17 protein-coding genes and 1 pseudogene are annotated in these 17538 nt (G+C 66.1%); 4 read left to right on the top strand and 14 right to left on the bottom strand.

Annotated features, from left to right (window positions below; translation table 11 throughout):
* The first annotated feature begins 5 nt into the window (after window positions 1-5).
* Window positions 6-644, top strand: coding sequence for a LysE family translocator (locus tag AT699_RS03390; RefSeq protein ID WP_006388649.1), 639 nt, complete (start codon window positions 6-8; stop codon window positions 642-644).
* Between the two features lie 79 nt (window positions 645-723).
* Here the strand turns inward: AT699_RS03390 and AT699_RS03385 are convergent, their stop codons facing one another.
* Both AT699_RS03385 and tyrS read right to left on the bottom strand, forming a co-directional pair.
* Window positions 724-1380 (bottom strand): YbhB/YbcL family Raf kinase inhibitor-like protein, encoded by a 657-nt coding sequence (locus AT699_RS03385; protein WP_006388648.1) that lies wholly within the window; start codon window positions 1378-1380, stop codon window positions 724-726.
* A gap of 72 nt (window positions 1381-1452) precedes the next feature.
* Window positions 1453-2682 (bottom strand): tyrosine--tRNA ligase, encoded by a 1230-nt coding sequence (gene tyrS / locus AT699_RS03380; RefSeq protein ID WP_024067702.1) that lies wholly within the window; start codon window positions 2680-2682, stop codon window positions 1453-1455.
* A 257-nt stretch (window positions 2683-2939) separates the two neighbouring features.
* Between tyrS and AT699_RS03375 the strand changes: the two genes are divergently transcribed.
* Both AT699_RS03375 and AT699_RS03370 read left to right on the top strand, forming a co-directional pair.
* Complete coding sequence (locus AT699_RS03375) at window positions 2940-4349, top strand: M23 family metallopeptidase (protein ID WP_006388646.1); 1410 nt, start codon at window positions 2940-2942, stop codon at window positions 4347-4349.
* A gap of 79 nt (window positions 4350-4428) precedes the next feature.
* Window positions 4429-5538 (top strand): anhydro-N-acetylmuramic acid kinase, encoded by a 1110-nt coding sequence (locus AT699_RS03370; RefSeq protein ID WP_024067699.1) that lies wholly within the window; start codon window positions 4429-4431, stop codon window positions 5536-5538.
* Window positions 5539-5643: 105 nt separating this feature from the next.
* Here AT699_RS03370 and erpA read toward each other — a convergent pair whose 3' ends face one another.
* The 12 genes and pseudogenes from erpA to pmbA form a co-directional block, all read right to left on the bottom strand.
* Window positions 5644-6015 (bottom strand): iron-sulfur cluster insertion protein ErpA, encoded by a 372-nt coding sequence (erpA, locus tag AT699_RS03365; RefSeq protein ID WP_006388644.1) that lies wholly within the window; start codon window positions 6013-6015, stop codon window positions 5644-5646.
* Window positions 6016-6100: 85 nt separating this feature from the next.
* The gene (locus AT699_RS03360; RefSeq protein WP_024067698.1) at window positions 6101-6847 is read right to left on the bottom strand and encodes a DUF6776 family protein; all 747 of its coding nucleotides are present in this window, start codon (window positions 6845-6847) and stop codon (window positions 6101-6103) included.
* Window positions 6848-6887: 40 nt separating this feature from the next.
* Window positions 6888-7952 (bottom strand): N-acetyl-gamma-glutamyl-phosphate reductase, encoded by a 1065-nt coding sequence (gene argC, locus AT699_RS03355; RefSeq protein ID WP_006388642.1) that lies wholly within the window; start codon window positions 7950-7952, stop codon window positions 6888-6890.
* Window positions 7953-8121: 169 nt separating this feature from the next.
* Window positions 8122-8514 (bottom strand): 30S ribosomal protein S9, encoded by a 393-nt coding sequence (gene rpsI, locus AT699_RS03350; RefSeq protein ID WP_006388641.1) that lies wholly within the window; start codon window positions 8512-8514, stop codon window positions 8122-8124.
* 9 nt (window positions 8515-8523) lie between these two features.
* Complete coding sequence (gene rplM, locus AT699_RS03345) at window positions 8524-8952, bottom strand: 50S ribosomal protein L13 (RefSeq protein WP_006217309.1); 429 nt, start codon at window positions 8950-8952, stop codon at window positions 8524-8526.
* Window positions 8953-9314: 362 nt separating this feature from the next.
* Window positions 9315-10028, bottom strand: a complete 714-nt coding sequence (locus AT699_RS03340) for an ABC transporter ATP-binding protein (protein WP_006388640.1) — start codon at window positions 10026-10028, stop codon at window positions 9315-9317.
* Window positions 10025-10813, bottom strand: coding sequence for an ABC transporter ATP-binding protein (locus AT699_RS03335; protein WP_020925256.1), 789 nt, complete (start codon window positions 10811-10813; stop codon window positions 10025-10027). The genes AT699_RS03340 and AT699_RS03335 overlap by 4 nt, the downstream gene beginning before the upstream one ends.
* Window positions 10806-11672, bottom strand: a complete 867-nt coding sequence (locus AT699_RS03330) for a branched-chain amino acid ABC transporter permease (protein WP_006388638.1) — start codon at window positions 11670-11672, stop codon at window positions 10806-10808. The genes AT699_RS03335 and AT699_RS03330 overlap by 8 nt, the downstream gene beginning before the upstream one ends.
* 2 nt (window positions 11673-11674) lie before the next feature.
* A pseudogene (locus AT699_RS03325) lies at window positions 11675-12556 on the bottom strand (branched-chain amino acid ABC transporter permease).
* A 249-nt stretch (window positions 12557-12805) separates the two neighbouring features.
* Entirely contained in the window at window positions 12806-13960 is a 1155-nt protein-coding gene (locus tag AT699_RS03320) for an ABC transporter substrate-binding protein (protein ID WP_020925257.1), read from the bottom strand.
* A 257-nt stretch (window positions 13961-14217) separates the two neighbouring features.
* Window positions 14218-15432, bottom strand: a complete 1215-nt coding sequence (locus AT699_RS03315; RefSeq protein ID WP_024067696.1) for a TRAP transporter substrate-binding protein — start codon at window positions 15430-15432, stop codon at window positions 14218-14220.
* 133 nt (window positions 15433-15565) lie between these two features.
* Window positions 15566-16930: a metalloprotease PmbA gene (pmbA, locus tag AT699_RS03310; RefSeq protein WP_006388634.1), complete on the bottom strand. Its 1365-nt coding sequence runs from the start codon at window positions 16928-16930 to the stop codon at window positions 15566-15568.
* A gap of 58 nt (window positions 16931-16988) precedes the next feature.
* Here pmbA and yjgA point away from each other — a divergent pair, with 58 nt between their 5' ends.
* The gene (gene yjgA / locus AT699_RS03305) at window positions 16989-17537 is read left to right on the top strand and encodes a ribosome biogenesis factor YjgA (protein ID WP_006388633.1); all 549 of its coding nucleotides are present in this window, start codon (window positions 16989-16991) and stop codon (window positions 17535-17537) included.
* The last annotated feature ends 1 nt before the right edge of the window (window position 17538 follow it).

The raw sequence follows: 17538 nt of genomic DNA, 5'->3' as shown, positions 1-17538 counted from the left end.
CTTTCATGCAAACCCAGACTTTGCTCGCCTACACCCTGGTCGCCGCCGTCAGCGTCGTCACCCCTGGCCCCGCCAGCATCCTTGCCATGCGCAATGGCGCCGCCGGCGGCCTGCGCGCCGTGCTGCCGTCGTCGCTGGGCAATATCACCGGCCTGTTCCTGCTGTCCGGCGCCGCCATGCTGGGCCTGGGCGTGGTGCTGCAATCGTCCGCCCTGCTGTTCGCCCTCCTCAAGATCGCCGGCGCCGCCTACCTGATCTACCTGGGCCTGCGCCACCTGCTGGGCCGCAGCAGCGTGGCCGCGCTGCCGCCGGACAGCCAGGGCCGCCCGCCGCGCGGCGCGCTGGCGCTGTACCTGGAGGCCACCCTCGTGGCCGGCCTGAATCCCAAGCCCATCCTGTTCTTCACCGCACTGTTCCCGCAGTTCCTGAACGCGGCCGAGCCGCTGCTGCCGCAGTTCTTCATCCTGACCGGCATCTTCATGGGCCTGTCGCTGCCATCGCTGCTGGCCTACGGCCTGCTGGCGCGCCGCGCCCGCCGCCTGTTCCAGCAGCCACGCGCGCTGCGCTGGATCAACCGGGCAGTGGGCTCGGTGTTCGTCGCCTTCGGCGTGGCGCTGCTGCGCCTGAAACGCGCCGGCGCCTGAAGGCGCCGCGCATCCGGCGGATGGCCGGGAAATAAAAAAGGGCCGCATTGATGCGGCCCTTTTTGCTGATCGCGAGGAATCAGGACGCCGAGGTCGCCCCGATCTGCTTGGGCGCCAGCTTCGGGTTGAGCGTGTAGGTGCCGGTCAGCGACGCCTGCGCCAGCACGTGCTTCTGGATGGCGCGCAGCGCGTCCTCGCCGGTGAACGAACCCTGCAGGTTCAGCGTATGGACGTCCAGCGCGTACAGCGTGAACACGTAGCGGTGCACCAGTGCGTCGTTCCAGGGCGGGCATGGGCCGTCATAGCCGAAATAGTCGCCGCTCATGTCGTGGTCGTTGGCGAACCAGGACGAGTACGAGTTGATGCCCTGGCGGGCATCCAGCGGCGCCAGCGGGCCGCCCTTGCCACGCGGCGTGATGCCGCTGGAAAAGGCGCCTTCGTCGATCTCGCGCATGTCGGCCGCCAGGTCGACCAGCACCCAATGGAAGAAATCGACCCGCGGCAGGTCGGCCGGCACTTCACGGCCCTCCTGGTTGACGTCGTCGGGCTTGGAGGGAACGTCCGGGTCGTGGCAGATCAAGGCGAACGACTGCGTACCCGCCGGGACGTCGTCCCAGGAAAACTGCGGGTTGTAGTTGTCAGCCAGCGCGACGTGCGATTGCGCATCGATCTTGCCGAAGGCGTAGCGCTCCGGAATCGACTCGTTATCGGAAAAAGACAAACTCGAAAGTTTCATGTCGTGCTCCTTGAAGTGCTGCGAAGGCATCCCAGCCTTGAACGTCCCTCCAGCGTATCAAAATCTTCGCGATTATGGGTTCAACTTAACACGCGCGAACTTGCGCTTGCCCACCTGGACCACGTAAGTCCCCGCAGGCAGTTGCAACGATTTGTCTTCGACCCGGTCGCCATTGACGCGCACCCCGCCCTGCTCGACGTTGCGCTGCGCCTCGGAACCCGAAGCCACCAGGCCAGCCTCGCGCAACAGTTTGAGGATGCCGACCGGCGCGCCGCCGATGCTGACCTCGGGCATGTCCTCCGGAATCGCGCCGTCGCGGAAACGCGCCTCGAACGCGGCCAGGGCGTCCTCGGCCGCCTTGGCCGAGTGGAAACGGGTGATGATTTCCTGGGCCAGCATGACCTTGGCGTCGCGCGGATTGCGGCCGCCGTCGATCTCCTGGCGCAGCGCGGCGATGTCTTCCAGCGAGCGGAACGACAGCAGCTCGAAGTAGCGCCACATCAGCGTGTCGGAAATCGACATCAGCTTGCCGAACATCGAATCGGGCGACTCCGAAATGCCGATGTAGTTGCCCTTGGACTTGGACATCTTCTCGACGCCGTCGGTGCCGACCAGCAGCGGCATCGTCAGGATGCACTGCGGCTCCTGCCCATACTCCTTCTGCAGCTCGCGGCCGACCAGCAGGTTGAACTTCTGATCGGTGCCCCCCAGCTCCAGATCGGACTTCAGCGCCACCGAGTCGTAACCCTGCATCAGCGGGTACAGGAATTCATGCACCGAGATCGGGATGCCGCCCTTGAAGCGCTTGGTGAAATCCTCGCGTTCCATCATGCGCGCCACGGTGTAGCGCGACGCCAGCTGGATCATGCCGCGCGCGCCCAGCGGGTCGCACCACTCCGAGTTGTAACGGATCTCGGTGCGAGCCGGATCCAGCACCAGGCTGGCCTGCGCATAGTAGGTCTTGGCGTTGGCCTCGATCTGCTCGCGCGTGAGCGGCGGGCGGGTGCTGTTGCGGCCGCTGGGGTCGCCGATGGTCGAGGTGAAGTCGCCGATCAGGAAAATGACCTCATGGCCCAGGTCCTGCAACTGGCGCATCTTGTTGAGCACCACGGTATGGCCCAGGTGGATGTCCGGCGCGGTCGGGTCCAGCCCCAGCTTGATGCGCAGCGGCACGCCGGTGGCGCGGCTGCGGGCCAGCTTGCGGGCGAATTCGGCTTCGACCAGCAACTCATCGCATCCGCGCTTGGCAATACGCAGATCGGCTTCGACTTCGGGGGTGATGGGGGCTTCGGAGGGTGACATTTTTGGGGGGCCGCAACGGCTTCAGCCGATAAAAAGGTGTAAAAAGTGACGAAAACTATCGAAAATTCTAGCCGAATCAGCTAGGATACCGCCCTAATCATACGCAACTGTCATATATACGCAGTTGTGCTCCGGTTACCACCCGTTGTTCACAAGATGCGCCCCGCGCCAGCCCTTGCCCCGGAAAACGTGGCGCGCGGGGGCCGTTCGTGTCACGCACCCTGCGAGCTCATGCCACCTGAGAGGGTATCTTCACGATGAATCGTGGCCTCCACGACCTGGCGAGTAGCATCAAACGCAAAGTTGCCGCCGTATTTGCGCCCGTCGAGCCCAAGCCGCATCGCTCGGGACTTTTCCGCCGCACTCTCCTCGTCACCGCCATGGGTCTGTTTGCCGGCGCCGCCGCCTTGGGCATGGTGCAGCAACCCGACCGCAGCGAACTCCCCCCGTCCCGCGTCATCCAGAGCATCCTGCCGCTGACCACCGAACAGGTCGAAGTCAGCACGCCCAGCGCCGCGCCCTACATCAGCGAAACCCGCATCCGCGCGGGCGACACGCTGGCCGCCGTGCTGCAGCGCCTGGAGCTGGACTCCCCGGACCTGCAGACCTTCCTGACCCACGACGCCAGCGCGCGCAGCATCTACAAGCTGTACCCGGGCCGGTCGGTGCAGGCCGCGACCGACGCCGAAGGCAACCTGATCTGGCTGCGCTACATCCACACGCCGGGCAACGAGGCCGACGGCCAGGTCGTCACCCGCATGCTGCACGTGGCGCGCACCGACGCCGGCTACAAGGCCGAGGAAATCACCGAAAGCACCGATCGCCAGACCCGCGTCGCCGTGGGCACGATCCGGTCCTCGCTGTTCGGCGCCACCGATGCCGCCGGCATCCCCGATTCGGTCACCATGCAGATGGCCGACATCCTCAGCGCCAAGATCGACTTCCTGCGCGACCTGCGCCAGGGCGACCAGTTCCGCGTGGTCTACGAAGTGCGCTCGCACGACGGCCGCTACGCCGGCGCCGGCCGCGTGCTGGCCCTGGAATTCATCAACGGCGGCAAGACTTACTCCGCCGTCTGGTTCAGCGCCGACAACAAGACCGGCTCGTACTACGACTTCGACGGCACCAGCCTGCGCGGCGCGTTCCTGCGCACCGCCCTGAAGTTCAGCCGCATCAGCTCCACCTTCGGCATGCGCATGCACCCCATCCACAAGACCTGGACGGGGCACAAGGGCGTGGACTATGCCGCGCCGTCGGGCACGCCGATCCACTCCACGGCCGACGGCACGGTGGAATTCGCCGGCTGGCAGAACGGCTACGGCAACGTGGTCATCGTCAAGCACCACGGCAAGTACTCGACGCTCTACGCGCACCAGAGCCGCATCGCCGAAGGCATCACCAAGGGCAGCAAAATCTCGCAAGGGCAACTGATCGGCTACGTCGGCGCCACCGGCTGGGCCACCGGTCCGCACCTGCACTACGAGTTCCGCGTCGACAACCAGCCGATCGACCCGTTGTCGGTCGACCTGCCCGTCGCCCGCGCCCTGGAACCGGCCGAAATCCGCGCCTTCAATCAGGCCGTGGCGCCGTACAAGCAGCAGATCCAGCTGCTCACCGAATTCCAGCAGACCCTGCCCGACGCGCTGACCAACGTGGCCAGCCGCTGAGCCGGACCTGCATCACGCATCCGCAAGGCGGCCCGCGCATCTCGATGCCGGGCCGCTTTTTTTACAGGCGGCTCCTGACATGACGACACCCCAGCATTTCATCGGCCTGATGTCCGGCACCAGCGTGGACGGCGTCGACGGTGTCCTGGCGCGACTGCGCGACGGCCAGCCGCCGCAGGTGCTGGCCAGCGCCAGCCTGTCGATGCCCGCCGCGCTGCGGGCCGAGTTCCTGGCCCTGAACCTTGCCGGCGACGACGAACTGGCCCGCGCCGCGCTCGCCGCCAACGAACTGGCCCGCCTGTATGCGCAGGTGGTGGCGGACCTGCTGGCCGGCGCCAAGCTGCAAGCGCGGGACGTTGCCGCCATCGGCGCCCATGGCCAGACGGTACGCCACCGCCCCGACAGCGGCTATACCGTGCAATTGAACGCGCCCGCCCTGCTGGCGGAGCTGACCGGCATCGACGTGGTGGCGGACTTCCGCAGCCGCGACGTGGCCGCCGGCGGCCAGGGCGCGCCGCTGGTGCCGCCCTTCCACGCCGCCGTGTTCGGCGCGCCGCAAGGCCGCGCGGTGCTGAACCTGGGCGGCATCGCCAACGTCACGCTGCTGGCGCCGGACCAGCCGCCACGCGGCTTTGACACGGGCCCGGCCAATGTCTTCCTGGACGGCTGGTGCCAGCGGCACCTGGGCCAATCCTATGACGCCGACGGCCGCTGGGCCGCCAGCGGCCAGGTGCTGGCGCCGCTCCTGGAGCAACTGATCGCGAGCGAACCGTGGTTCGCGCTGCCGCCGCCCAAATCGACCGGCCGCGACCTGTTCAACATGCGCTGGCTGGACGACCGGCTGGCCGCCTACGATGGTCCCAGGCCGGCGCCGCAGGACGTGCAGGCCACCCTGCAACGCCTGACGGCCCGCACCGTCGCCAACGCCATCGACGCCGCCGGCACGGACGTGCGCGAGCTCTATGTCTGCGGCGGCGGCGCCTGCAACCCCGGACTGATGCGTGAGTTGGCGTATTGCCTGCAGCGCCCGGTGCATGCCACCGACGCGCTGGGCGTCCCGGCGCAACAGGTGGAGGCGCTGGCGTTCGCCTGGCTGGCCCAGGCCTTCCTGGCGCGCCGCCCCGCCGGCCTGCCCGGCGTCACCGGTGCGCGTGGCGCGCGCATCCTGGGCGCCTTGTATCCCGCCTGACGCGCGCCGCCCGCACGACAAAAAGCCCTTCGGAAAACCGAAGGGCTTTTTTTGTGGCCGAGCGGGCGTGGCCCGCCGCCATCGCGGCGCAACGCCGCTACCGGCTTACACCGAGAACGACGAGCCGCAGCCGCAGGTGGTGCTGGCGTTGGGATTGCGGATGACGAACTGGGCGCCTTCCAGGTCTTCCTTGTAGTCGATCTCGGCGCCGACCAGGTACTGGAAGCTCATGGGGTCGACCAGCAGCTGCACGCCGGCCTTGTCCAGCACGGTGTCGTCTTCGTTGACGACTTCGTCGAACGTGAAACCGTACTGGAAACCCGAACAGCCGCCGCCCTGCACGAACACGCGCAGCTTCAGCTCGGGGTTGCCTTCCTCGGCCAGCAGGTCCTTGACCTTGGCGGCAGCCGAGTCGGTGAACACCAGGGGAGCAGGCGGGGCAGCCTGCAGGTCGACGGTTTCGGTCACTGCATTCATGATTCACTCCTGGCCGCTGGGGCCGTATTCCGATGAGCGGCTGCGCCGCTCGCATGTAGTCACTATAGCGCAGCGCCGCCCGGACTCAAAGTTCGAGCTTGACGCTGCGGGAGGCGCGGACCACATCGCCCTCCAGGACACTGATGGTGACGCTTTCGGGGACAAATCCCTCGGGCACGGCCAGGACGCCCTGGCTGCGCTGGTACTGGTCGAACTGCAAGGCCAGCGACGCCGCGGTGGTGGTTTCGCCGGTGGCGGGCACGGGACCGCTTTCGGCCTTGACCTGCATCGGCGCCAGGTCCACGGTGACGGTTTCGCCCTTGAGCGTGCCGACGGCCTGGAACCGCAGCGTGCCGGCGAACGGGGCGGCGCCATTGCGGCCGCTGCGCATCAGCAGCACCTTGTAGCGCAGCCCGCCGCCTTCGCGGTCGATCTGGGCGCCGCGGATGTCCACGGTGCCTTCGGGCCCCGGGGGCAGCAGTTGTTCATAGAACGCCAGCTGGTCGCGCACGCGGCCGATCTCGGCCTGCGCGGCGTGCAGCTGGGTTTCGAGTTCCTGGCGCGCCGAGCGCTCGATCACCAGCTCGCCGTCGGCGGTATCGAGCTGGCCGCGCAGGTAGCGCAATTGCACCGCCTGCTGGCGCATGGCTTCGTCGCGCGTCTCGACCTGCGCCGCGCTGAGCACGACGGCGTCCTTGGGTTGGTAGACGCCGCGCGCGTAGTAATAGCCCGCCGCCGCGCCCACCAGCACACCGGCCAGCACGCCGGCGGCGACCCGCAGGCCGAGGCCGGCACGGGAAGTTCGAGGCGTCGCGGAGGAATCGTTGGACATGGGGAGCGGGCCGGCGGCACACCGCCGGCCCGGCCGGACGTCAGGGCAGGATCGCGACCTGGTCCAGGCCGACGGTCTCGGGGAAACCGAACATCAGGTTCATGTTCTGCACCGCCTGGCCGGCCGCGCCCTTCACCAGGTTGTCCTGCACCACCATGATGATGAGCTGGTCGCCGCCGCCCGGGCGCGACAGTGCGATGCGCAGGTTGTTGGAAGCGCGCACCGAGCGCGTCTCGGGCAGGCTGCCGGCGGGCATGACGTCGACGAACGCTTCATCGGCGTAGCGCTGCTCGAACAGGGCCTGGAAGTCGGTGTCGCGCGCCTCGGGCTTGATGCGGGCGTAGATGGTCGAGTACATGCCACGGATCATCGGCACCAGGTGCGGCACGAAGGTCAGGCCAACCTTGCCGCCGGCGATCTTCTCGAGCTGGGCGACGATTTCGGGATGGTGACGGTGGCCGGCCACGCCGTAGGCCTTGAAGTTGTCGGATGCCTCGGAGAACAGCGAGCCGACTTCGGCCTTGCGGCCGGCGCCGGACACGCCCGACTTGCAGTCGGCGATCAGGGTCTGCGCATCCACCAGTTGCTTGCCGCCCTCGAGCAGCGGGGCCAGACCCAGCAGCACGGTGGTCGGGTAGCAGCCCGGGTTGCCGATCACGCGCGCCTTGGCAATGGCTTCGCGGTTCAGCTCGACCAGGCCGTACTGGGATTCAGCCAGGATGTCCGGGCAGGTATGGGGAATCTTGTACCAGCGTTCGAAGGTGGGCACGTCCTGCAGGCGGAAGTCCGCGGCCAGGTCGATGACCTTGGTGCCGGCGGCGATCAGTTCCTGAGCCTGGGCCATGGCCACGCCGTGGGGCGTGGCGAAGAACACCACGTCGCAGTCGGTCAGCGTGGCCTTTTCCGGCGAGGAAAAGGCGATCTGCACGCGGCCGCGCAGGTTCGGGTACATGTCGGCCACCGGCAGCCCGTCTTCCTTGCGGGACGTGATGGCGGTCAATTCCACGTGGGGATGCTGCGACAGCAAGCGCAGCAGTTCGACGCCGGTGTAACCGGTGCCGCCGACGATGCCAACCTTGATACGGGAGTTCGATGCTTGGGCCATGATGTGTGCTCTTCGTAGAACGAGGCTCGATTGTATCGCTCGGACAACCGGCCTTGCCGCCGCGCATGAAAGCGCGGCAACCGATGTCCGACCGGACGATGCCCGCGGAGTTCCGCGAGCTGGGGCATGTAAAAAAAAGCCCGCACGAGGCGGGCTTTTTTCGCAGCGATTAACGCTTGCTGAACTGCTTGCGACGGCGCGCCTTGCGGAAGCCGACCTTCTTGCGTTCGACTTCGCGGGCATCGCGGGTCACGAAACCAGCTTGCGACAGCGCGGGCTTCAGGGTCGCGTCGTAGTCGATCAGGGCACGCGTGATGCCGTGACGGACTGCGCCGGCCTGGCCGGTTTCACCGCCGCCGTGCACGTTGACCTTGATGTCGAACGATTCCAGGTGGCCGGTCAGTTCCAGCGGCTGGCGCACGACCATGCGGCCGGTTTCACGGGCGAAGAATTCGTCGACGGGCTTGCCGTTGACGACGATCTTGCCGGTGCCCTTCTTGATGAAAACGCGAGCCACCGAAGTTTTGCGACGGCCGGTTCCGTAGTTCCAGTTACCGATCATGGCGTTTCCTTAGATATCCAGCGTCTTGGGCTGCTGGGCGGTGTGCGGGTGCTCGGCACCGGCATAGACCTTCAGCTTCTTGATCATGGCGTAGCCCAGAGGACCCTTGGGCAGCATGCCCTTGACGGCCTTCTGGATGGCGCGACCGGGAAAACGCTCTTGCATCTTCTCGAAGTTCGTTTCGCGGATACCGCCCGGGTACGTGGTGTGGCGGAAGTACTTCTTGTCCTTCGCCTTGGTACCGGTAACGACGATATCGGAAGCGTTGATGATGACGATGTAATCGCCGGTATCAACGTGCGGCGTGAATTCAGGTTTGTGCTTGCCACGCAGACGACGTGCGACTTCGCTGGCCACACGACCGAGGACTTTGCCCTTGGCGTCGATCACAAACCAGTCACGTTGGACTTCATGCGGCTTGGCCACAAAGGTCTTCATGATGGTTCCTAGATATGAAAAATGGTCTCTGACTGGACGATCCAGCCAGGCTTTTTCCCTCAACTAGACAATGGAGCCGGCATCTTTCCAGCAACTGGGTTTCAGTGCCGGGTTTCAGCCAACCCACGGTCCCTATCGACGTCCCGCCTAAGCGTTATTACCCGCCCGTGCAATGGTCAAAATGAGGGAAAGCCTGAAATTCTACCACGGATGCTCAAAAAATGGGCAGCCGCGATCGAATCCAGGTGGATGGACAGCCGTTCCGAGGGAAACGACTGTCGCATTTTTAAAGGGGACGCAAGTGCACGCCGCCGGGAACCCCGCCAGCGCTCCAGCGCCCCTTCCCCGTTCCACCGCGCGGATCAGGCGCCCAGGTAGGCTTCCAGCACCCGCGGATGGCCCAACAGCCCGCGGCCGGTGCCCGACAGCGCCATGGCGCCGTTCTCCAGCACGTAGCCGTGCTGGGCGATCTTGAGCGCCTGGCGCACGTTCTGCTCCACCAGGAACAGGGTCAGGCCGTCGGCGTTGATCGCCCGCAGCGAGCGGAAGATTTCCTGCACCACGATCGGCGCCAGGCCCATCGACGGTTCGTCCAGCAGCAACAGGCGCGGCTTGGCCATCAGGGCGCGGCCGATCGCCAGCATCTGCTGTTCGCCGCCGGAGAGATTGCCGGCGATGCCGGTGATCCGCTCTTTCAGGCGCGGGAACAGGTTGAAGACGTATTCCAGGTCCGAATCGATGTTCTTCAGGCCGCGGCGGTAAGCGCCCAGCTCGAGGTTTTCCAACACGGTCATGGTGGTGAGGATGGCCCGGCCTTCCGGCACCTGGACGATGCCGCGCGCCACCAGCTGGTGCGGCGCCAGGTTGGTGACGTCCTCGCCTTCGAACAGGATCTTGCCGCGCGCCTTGGGCAGCAGGCCCGACAGCGCCAGCAGCGTGGTCGATTTGCCGGCGCCGTTGGCGCCGACCAGGGCGGTGATTTCCTTGGCTTCCAGGTCCAGGTCGATGCCGCGGACGGCTTCGATATGGCCGTAGTTGACCTCGAGTCCGCGGACTTCCAGCATTGCGCTGCTCATTGTGCGGCCTCCGCGTTGTCGATGTCGTCGTCGTCCTCGCGGCCCAGGTAGGCCTCGATGACCTGCTCGTTGTTGCGGATCTCTTCAGGCCCGCCGCAAGCGATGATCTTGCCGAAGTTCAGCACCGCGATGCGCTCGCACAGCCCCATCACGAAGCGCATGTCGTGCTCGATCATGAGGATGGTGTAGCCGCGGTCGCGGATCGCCAGGATCTCGCGCATCAGCTCGGCGCGCTCGCCGGTGTTCATGCCTGCGACCGGTTCGTCCAGCAGCAGCAGCTTGGGCTCGGTGGCCAGCGCGCGCGCCAGCTCCAGGCGGCGCTGCTCGCCGTACGACAGGTTGTCGGCCAGGTCGTTGGCCTTGTGGTCCAGGCGCATCCACGTCAGCAGCTCGTGGGCGCGCTCGCGGGCGCGCTTTTCGTGCTCGCGGTAGCCCGGCAGGCCCAGCAGCAGGCTGGGGAAGCCGTAGTTCATGTGGCGGTAGGCGCCCACCACCACGTTCTCCAGCAGCGTCATCTCCTTGAAGAGACGGATGTTCTGGAAGGTGCGGGCGATGCCCATGCGGGTGATGGCGTGCGGCTTGCGACGCAGCAGGCTTTCGCCATTGAAGGCGATGCCGCCGCCGCTGGGCGGCAGCAGGCCGGTGATCAGGTTGAACACCGTGGTCTTGCCGGCGCCGTTGGGACCGATCAGGCCGAAGATCGCGCCTTCGGGCACCGACAGGCTGACGTCATGCAGCACGTGCAGGCCGCCGAAGCTCTTGGAAACGGAGGTCAGCTCAAGCATGGCGCTTGCCTCCTTGACGCATCCAGCGCTTGAAGCGCGCCGGATCCCAGATGCCTTGCGGCAGGAAAAGCACAATCACCACCAGGATCACTCCGTTGATGACCAGGCGGAAATCCGCGAACCCGCGCAGCAGCTCGGGCAGCACGGTGATGATGAAGCTGCCCAGCACCGGACCGGCCAGACCGCCGATACCGCCCAGGATGGCCATCGTCAGGATTTCAACGCCACGGTCGAAGCCGTATTCGTTGGGGCCGATGAAGAAGGTCAGGTGCGCATTCAGCGCGCCGGCCAGGCCGGCGATCATCGCGCCCGCCACGAAGGCCAGCATCTTGTTGGCGCGCACGTCGATGCCCATCAGGCCGGCCGCGGTCTCGTCGCCGCGGATGGCCTCGAAGGCGCGTCCGATCTTCGAGGCGCGCACGCGCCACAGGACGAACAGCACGATGACGACCGCCAGGATGACGTGCCACCACTGCGTCAGCTGCGGAATGCCGTTAAGGCCCAGCGCGCCGCCGGTGATCGACTCGGTGTTCAGCACCGTCACCCGCACCACTTCGCCGAAACCCAGCGTGGCCATGGCGAGATAGACCCCTGACAGCCGCAAGGTCGGCAAGCCGATCAGCGCCGCCACCAGGGCCGGCGCCGCCATGCCGCCGGCCAGCGCGACCGGGAACGAGACGTCGTAGTTCATGGTGAGCAACGCCGCCGCGTAGGCGCCGATGCCCATGAAGGCCGCATTGGCCATGGCCAGCATGCCGCAGGCAAGCGTCAGCCAGATGGAGAGGGCCAGCAGGGCGTTGGTGCCGAGCGTCAGCACCAGGTTGCCATAGATGGCCCAGAAGTTTTCGAATCCGCTCATACTCAAGCCTTGCGTTGAACCACTTTGCCGAACAGACCTTGCGGGCGCACCAGCAGGATCAGGAACAGCAGGCCGAATGCCACCGCGTCGCGCATGGTGGAGCCGATATAGGCCACCGACAGCACTTCAGCGAAGCCCAGGAACAGCCCGCCCAGCATGGCGCCACGAATGTCGCCCATGCCGCCCAGGATGATGACCGCGATGCCCTAGTGCAGCATCGGCTGGCCCATCAGCGGGAACAGCGCGTTCGAGTACAGGCCGATCAGCACGCCCGCGACCCCGCCCAGGGCAGCGGCGGCGAACGAGGTGGTGATGAAGAGCTTTTCGACGTTGATGCCCAGCAGCCAGGCGGCCTTGGGCGATTCGGCAATGGCGCGCAGGGCGCGGCCGAACTGCGTGCGACGCATCACGAACATCAGCAGGGCCATCAGCGCGAACGACAGGAAGATGATGCCCAGTTCGATCACGGTCAGGTGCAGGCCGGCGATCTCGATCACTTCCTCGGGCACGGTGCCGTGCGGGAAGCGCAGGTTGCTGGCGCCGAAGATGCCTTGCGCGCCATTGTTCAGGATGATGCCCACGCCGATCGTGGCGATCATGGGGATCAGGTGGGGAGCATTACGCTTGCGCAGCGGCTTGAGCACCAGGTAGTCGATGATGACCCCGGTGAAGCCGGCGACGAAAAATGCCACCATCAGCGCCGCCCACAGGGGCAGGCCGAAATGCTGCACCACGGAGAGCGCCGCGTAGGCCCCCACCATGAAGACGGCGCCATGCGCGAGGTTGATCACCCCGAGCACGCCGAATACCAGCGTGAAGCCCAGCGCGAACAGTGCGTACACACAGCCCAGCGACAAGGCGTTAACGAATTGTTGTTCCAACATGATGGGACATATTCCAAATCAAAAAAGAGCCCCCACGCCGCGCCCCCTGCGTGGACTTGCCGCTCGCCAGGCACGGCTTCGGGACCCGGGGCAGGCCTGTGTAAGGCCTTCCACGCCGCGCATTGCGTGGACCTGCCGCCCTGAGAGAGCCGTTCTATTCCTGGGGAGTCCTACGATAAAAAGCGCCTTGCGGACGACAGCTGGCCGCCGTCCGCAAGGCGCATCCCCCCGCGCGGGGATGCTGACTGCTTACTTCTCGATGACGTACTTGCCGTCCTTGGTCACGCTGACGATCGGCGCCTGGTCGGCGTCGTAGCCGGCGGGCTTGCCGGCGCGGTCGGTGGCCTGGCGGAACTTGAAGGCGCCGGTGGCGCCGGTCCATTGCACCGAGGGCAGCGCGTCGCGCAGGGCGGCGCGGTCCTTGGCCAGTTCGCCGGAGATCTTGGTGTTCTTCAGGGCCTGGGCGACGATGTACATGGCGTCGTACGACTGCGCGGCGAACTGGTCGGGCGCGCCGTTGAACTTGGCCTTGTAGGCGTCGATGAACTTGACGTTCTCGGGGGCCTTGTTCTCGATCGACCACGGGCTGCCGATCCACAGGTTGTTCGACGCGCCGCCGGGGGCCAGGTCGAAGATCTTGACCGAGTTCATGCCGTTGCCGCCGATGACGGGCACGTTCAGGCCCAGCTGGCGGGCCTGCACCATGATCGGGGCGCCTTCGGCCAACAGCGCCGACAGCACGATGGCGTCGGGGTTGGTGCCCTTGATCTTGGTCAGCTGGGCCTTGAAGTCGACGTCGCCCTTGGCGAACGTTTCGGTCGTGGTGACCGGGATCTTCTGGTCTTCCAGGGCCTTCTTGAAATTGTCGTAGCCGCTCTTGGTGAAGACGTCGTCGTTGCCGTACAGCACCGCCACGTTCTTCAGGCCGGTCTTGGCCTTGACGGTGGAGATGGTGGCGGGCAGCACGTCGGCTTCGGTGACCGAGTTGCGGAACACGTAGTTGCCGATGGAGGTGATGCCGTCGGCGGTGTTGGAGGTGCCGAAGGCGACCGTCTTGGCGGCCTGGGCGATCGGGTCGGCGGCCTGGGCCGAGTTCGACAGCGTCGGGCCAAACACCATCAGGACGTTGTCCTTGAAGATCAGCTTCTTGAAGACGTTGATGGCTTCTTCTTTCTTGCCTTGCTCGTCCTCGACCACCAGCACGATCTTGTTGCCATTGATCCCGCCCGCGGCGTTGATCTCGTCAGCGGCCAGTTGGAAACCGTTGCGGATCGACACGCCGTACTGAGCGGCGCCGCCCGACAGGGCCTCGGCCACGCCCAGCTTGATGTCGGCCGCATGGGCAGCCGGGACGATACCGGCGGCGATCAGCGCGGCCAGCAGCTTCTTGGTCTTGGATTGCATGGTTGATACCACCTTAAAGTCTGTCTCGGAATGTTGGTTATCCAGGCCGGGATGTTCCCGCCGGATTGACGTCCAATGGCGCCTGAAGGCGTCACGTTTGCGCGTCAAGACCCGGGATATTACTCCTTTGTATCAGGCCGAAACTCGAATGCCGTTCAACAAAAGGAGCAAAACCGCCCATTTTTTTGTAAAAAACACGGGGTTATCAGCGAAAACCCCACCTCCAACCGAATGCCATTCGGCATCCGGACCTGCCATCAACTGCGAGCGGACAGCGCCACGCCCAGGTACTGGTCGTAGGCGCCCTCGGTCAAGCGGAGCCAGGGCATCGCGTTGTCGCGAAAACCCATGTAGTTGTCGTGGATCGCCTTGAATTTCGGGTCCTTCTCGCCCAGGTCCTTGTAGACCTGCCGGGTCGCCTCGAACGCGGCATCCATGACAGAGCGCGGCAAGGCGCGCACCTGCGCGCCGGCCGCGACCAGTTGGGCCAGCGCGGCCGGATTGCGGGCGGCGTAGGCCGCCGTGGTGCGCGCATGCGCGGCCAGGGCGGCGGCTTCGACCACCGCCTGGTAGTGCTTGGGCAGCTTGGCCCAGGCCTCTTCATTGATATAGAGCGACAACTGTTCGCTGGCGGCCCACCAGCTGGGGCCGTAATAGAACCTGGCAGCCTTGTTCAGGCCGAGCTTGCCGTCGTCGTAGGCGCCGGCGCCGGCCACGGCGTCCGGGCCCGCCTTGGCGGCGGCGTCGGCGGGCTTGGCGGCCTCGGTCGGCTTGCTGCCCTCCGCCGGCTTGGCGTCCTTGGGATCCTTGGCGGCTTCTGCCGGCTTGGCCTCCTGGGCGGCCTCGGCGCCCTTCCCGTCATTGGCCTGCGCGGCCGCGCCGGTCTGCTGCGGCAGCACGCCCAGATGCGCCAGCACCTGCGCCGCCAGGCCGTCGACGCGCATCCTCAGGTCTTTCAAATCGGTGGCGCGCTTGATCTCGCGGTTGGACCACAGGCCCATCTGCGAACCGGTGTTGCCGAGCGGAAAGTTGATGATCTTCTGCGCCTTGAACAGTTCGCGCATCAGGCGCAGGCCGTCGCCTTCGAGCATCCAGGCATTCATCTGGCCCGCGTCCAGCCCGAACGGCACCGCCGAATCGAAGCAGAAGGCGGGGTTTTTGGCGAAGTAGATGCCTGATGACACGTGGGCGCATTCGACCGTGGCGGCGCCGACCGCGTCCATCAGTTGCGCCGCGGGCGCGACCTCGCCTTCGGCCAGTTGCTTGATGCTGAACTTGCCGCCGGTGGCATCGGAGACGAATTTGCGGAAAATCTCGCCAGCGCCGAAGCGCAGGTCCAGCGCCGCCGGAAAGCCGGACGCCAGGTGCCAGCTGATCGAGGGGGAATCCTGCGCCAGGGCGGGAGCGCTGACCGCCGCCCCCGCCGCCACGGCGCCCAGGCCGGCCTGCTTCAAGAATGAACGTCGTTGCATCTCTTTGCTCCTCTACAGCGATACCAGTTTGAGCAATACCCGCCGGATATTACACGTTGCCATCGCCGCTGACGGCTAGAGGAATTCCCGAGCGGTCAAGGATTGCAAAGAGCGTTGTGACGCGGTTCCCGGGTCAGGTGCCGGCGATCGCCATCTGTTCGATCAGGATCGAACCGGTGGTCTTGGTGCCGCGCGAGATGGTGTCGGCGCCCACCGCGACGATCTGGCGGAACATGTCCGACAGGTTGCCGGCGATGGTGACTTCCTGCACCGCATGCTGGATCTGGCCGTTCTCGACCCAATAGCCGAACGCGCCGCGCGAATAGTCGCCGGTGACGTAGTTCACGCCCTGTCCGATCAGCTCGGTGACCAGGAAGCCCGTGCCCATCTTCTTGAGCATCGCCTCGAAATCGTCGCCACGGCGCGTCAGCGTGGAGCTGAAGACCAGGTTGTGCGAACCGCCCGCGTTGCCGGTGGTCTGCATGCCGAGCTTGCGCGCGGTGTAGGAGGACAGGAAATAGCCTTCCAGCACGCCGGCCGAGACCACGTTGCGCTTGCGGGTGCGCACGCCTTCGTCGTCGAACGGCGAACTGCCCATGGCGCCGCGGATGTGCGGGTCTTCGGTCAGGTTGATGTGTTCGGGGAAGATCGGCTTGCCCAGGGCGTCGAGCAGGAAGCTGGCCTTGCGGTACAGCGCGCCGCCGTTGGCGGCCTGCGTCAAGGCGCCGACCAGGCCGAGCGCCAGCGGCGCCTCGAACAGGACCGGGAACTTGCCGGTGCGGATGCGGCGCGCCGACAGGCGCGACAGCGTGCGCTCGGCGGCGTAGCGGCCGACCGCCTCGGGCGTGGCCAGCTTGGCCGGATCGCGCTCGGAGGTGTACCAGTAGTCGCGCTGCATGCCGTTGCCGCGGCCGGCGATGGGCGCCACCGACAGACTGTGGCGCGAATACGGGTAGCCGCCCAGGAAGCCACGGGTGTTGCCCATGACGAACTGGCCTTCGTAGGTGCCGACCGTGGCGCCGTCGGTATTGGTGATGCGGGCATCGACCTCGCGCGCGGCGCGTTCGGCGCGCAGCGCCAGCTCGGCGGCTTCCTCGGTGGAAACCGTCCAGGCGCGGTGCAGGTCGAGGTCGGGGAATTCGGTGGCCAACTGGTCGGCGTCGGGAAGGCCGGCGGCCGGATCGGCGGCGGTGTGGCGGGCGATGTGCCAGGCGGCCTCGACCGTCTGGCGCAGCGCGGCTTCGGAGAAGTCGGAGGTCGAGGCGGAACCGCGGCTCTGGCCGGCGTAGACCGTCAGGTCGAGCGAGCGGTCACGGGTCTGTTCGACGGTCTCGATGTCGTTCTTGCGCACCGATACCGACAGGCCCAGGCTTTCGGAGACTTCGGCCGCGGCGTCCGAGGCGCCGATCTGGCGCGCGTAGGCCAGGGTTTGCTCGACGAGTTCGGAAAAACGCGCGTGATTGGCCGCCAGCGGCAAGGAGGAGGAGGATTTGACCATTGCTGTCCAATTTGCAGAGACGGTTATCATAGCCAAGTCTGTCATTGCGCAGTTTTCCATGAATTCCCACATCGAAGAAGAATCCTCCGACGGCTACGACGAGAACGGCTACGATCGTCCCAGCAAGTCCCAGGTCAAGCGTGAAATGCACGCGCTGCTGGACCTGGGCAAGCAGCTGATCGAACTGTCCCCCGAACGCCTAAAGCAGTTGCCCCTGGCCGAACGCCTCTACGAGGCGATCCGCGAGGCGCAGCGCACCACCAGCCGCGAAGGCCGGCGCCGCCAGACCCACTTCGTGGGCAAGCTGATGCGCGACGCCCCCGCCGACGAGATCCGCGCCCAGCTCGACGTGTGGGAAAACGGCTCGCGCGAGGAAACCGCGGCCATGCACCGCCTGGAAACCCTGCGCGACCGCCTGCTCGACGACGACGACGCGCTGACCAAGCTGCTGAACGACAATCCGCAAGCGGATGTGCAGCAGCTACGCGCGGTGATTCGCGCCGCCCGCAAGGAAAAGCTGGCCAACGCCTCGCTGCTGCAAGGCCAGGAACCGCAGAAGAAGCACTATCGCGCCCTGTTCCAGGCCCTCAAGACCCTCACCCACTGAT

Source organism: Achromobacter xylosoxidans (genome assembly GCF_001457475.1).
GTDB lineage: Bacteria > Pseudomonadota > Gammaproteobacteria > Burkholderiales > Burkholderiaceae_B > Achromobacter > Achromobacter xylosoxidans.
This window is presented reverse-complemented; position numbering and strand designations above follow the sequence as displayed.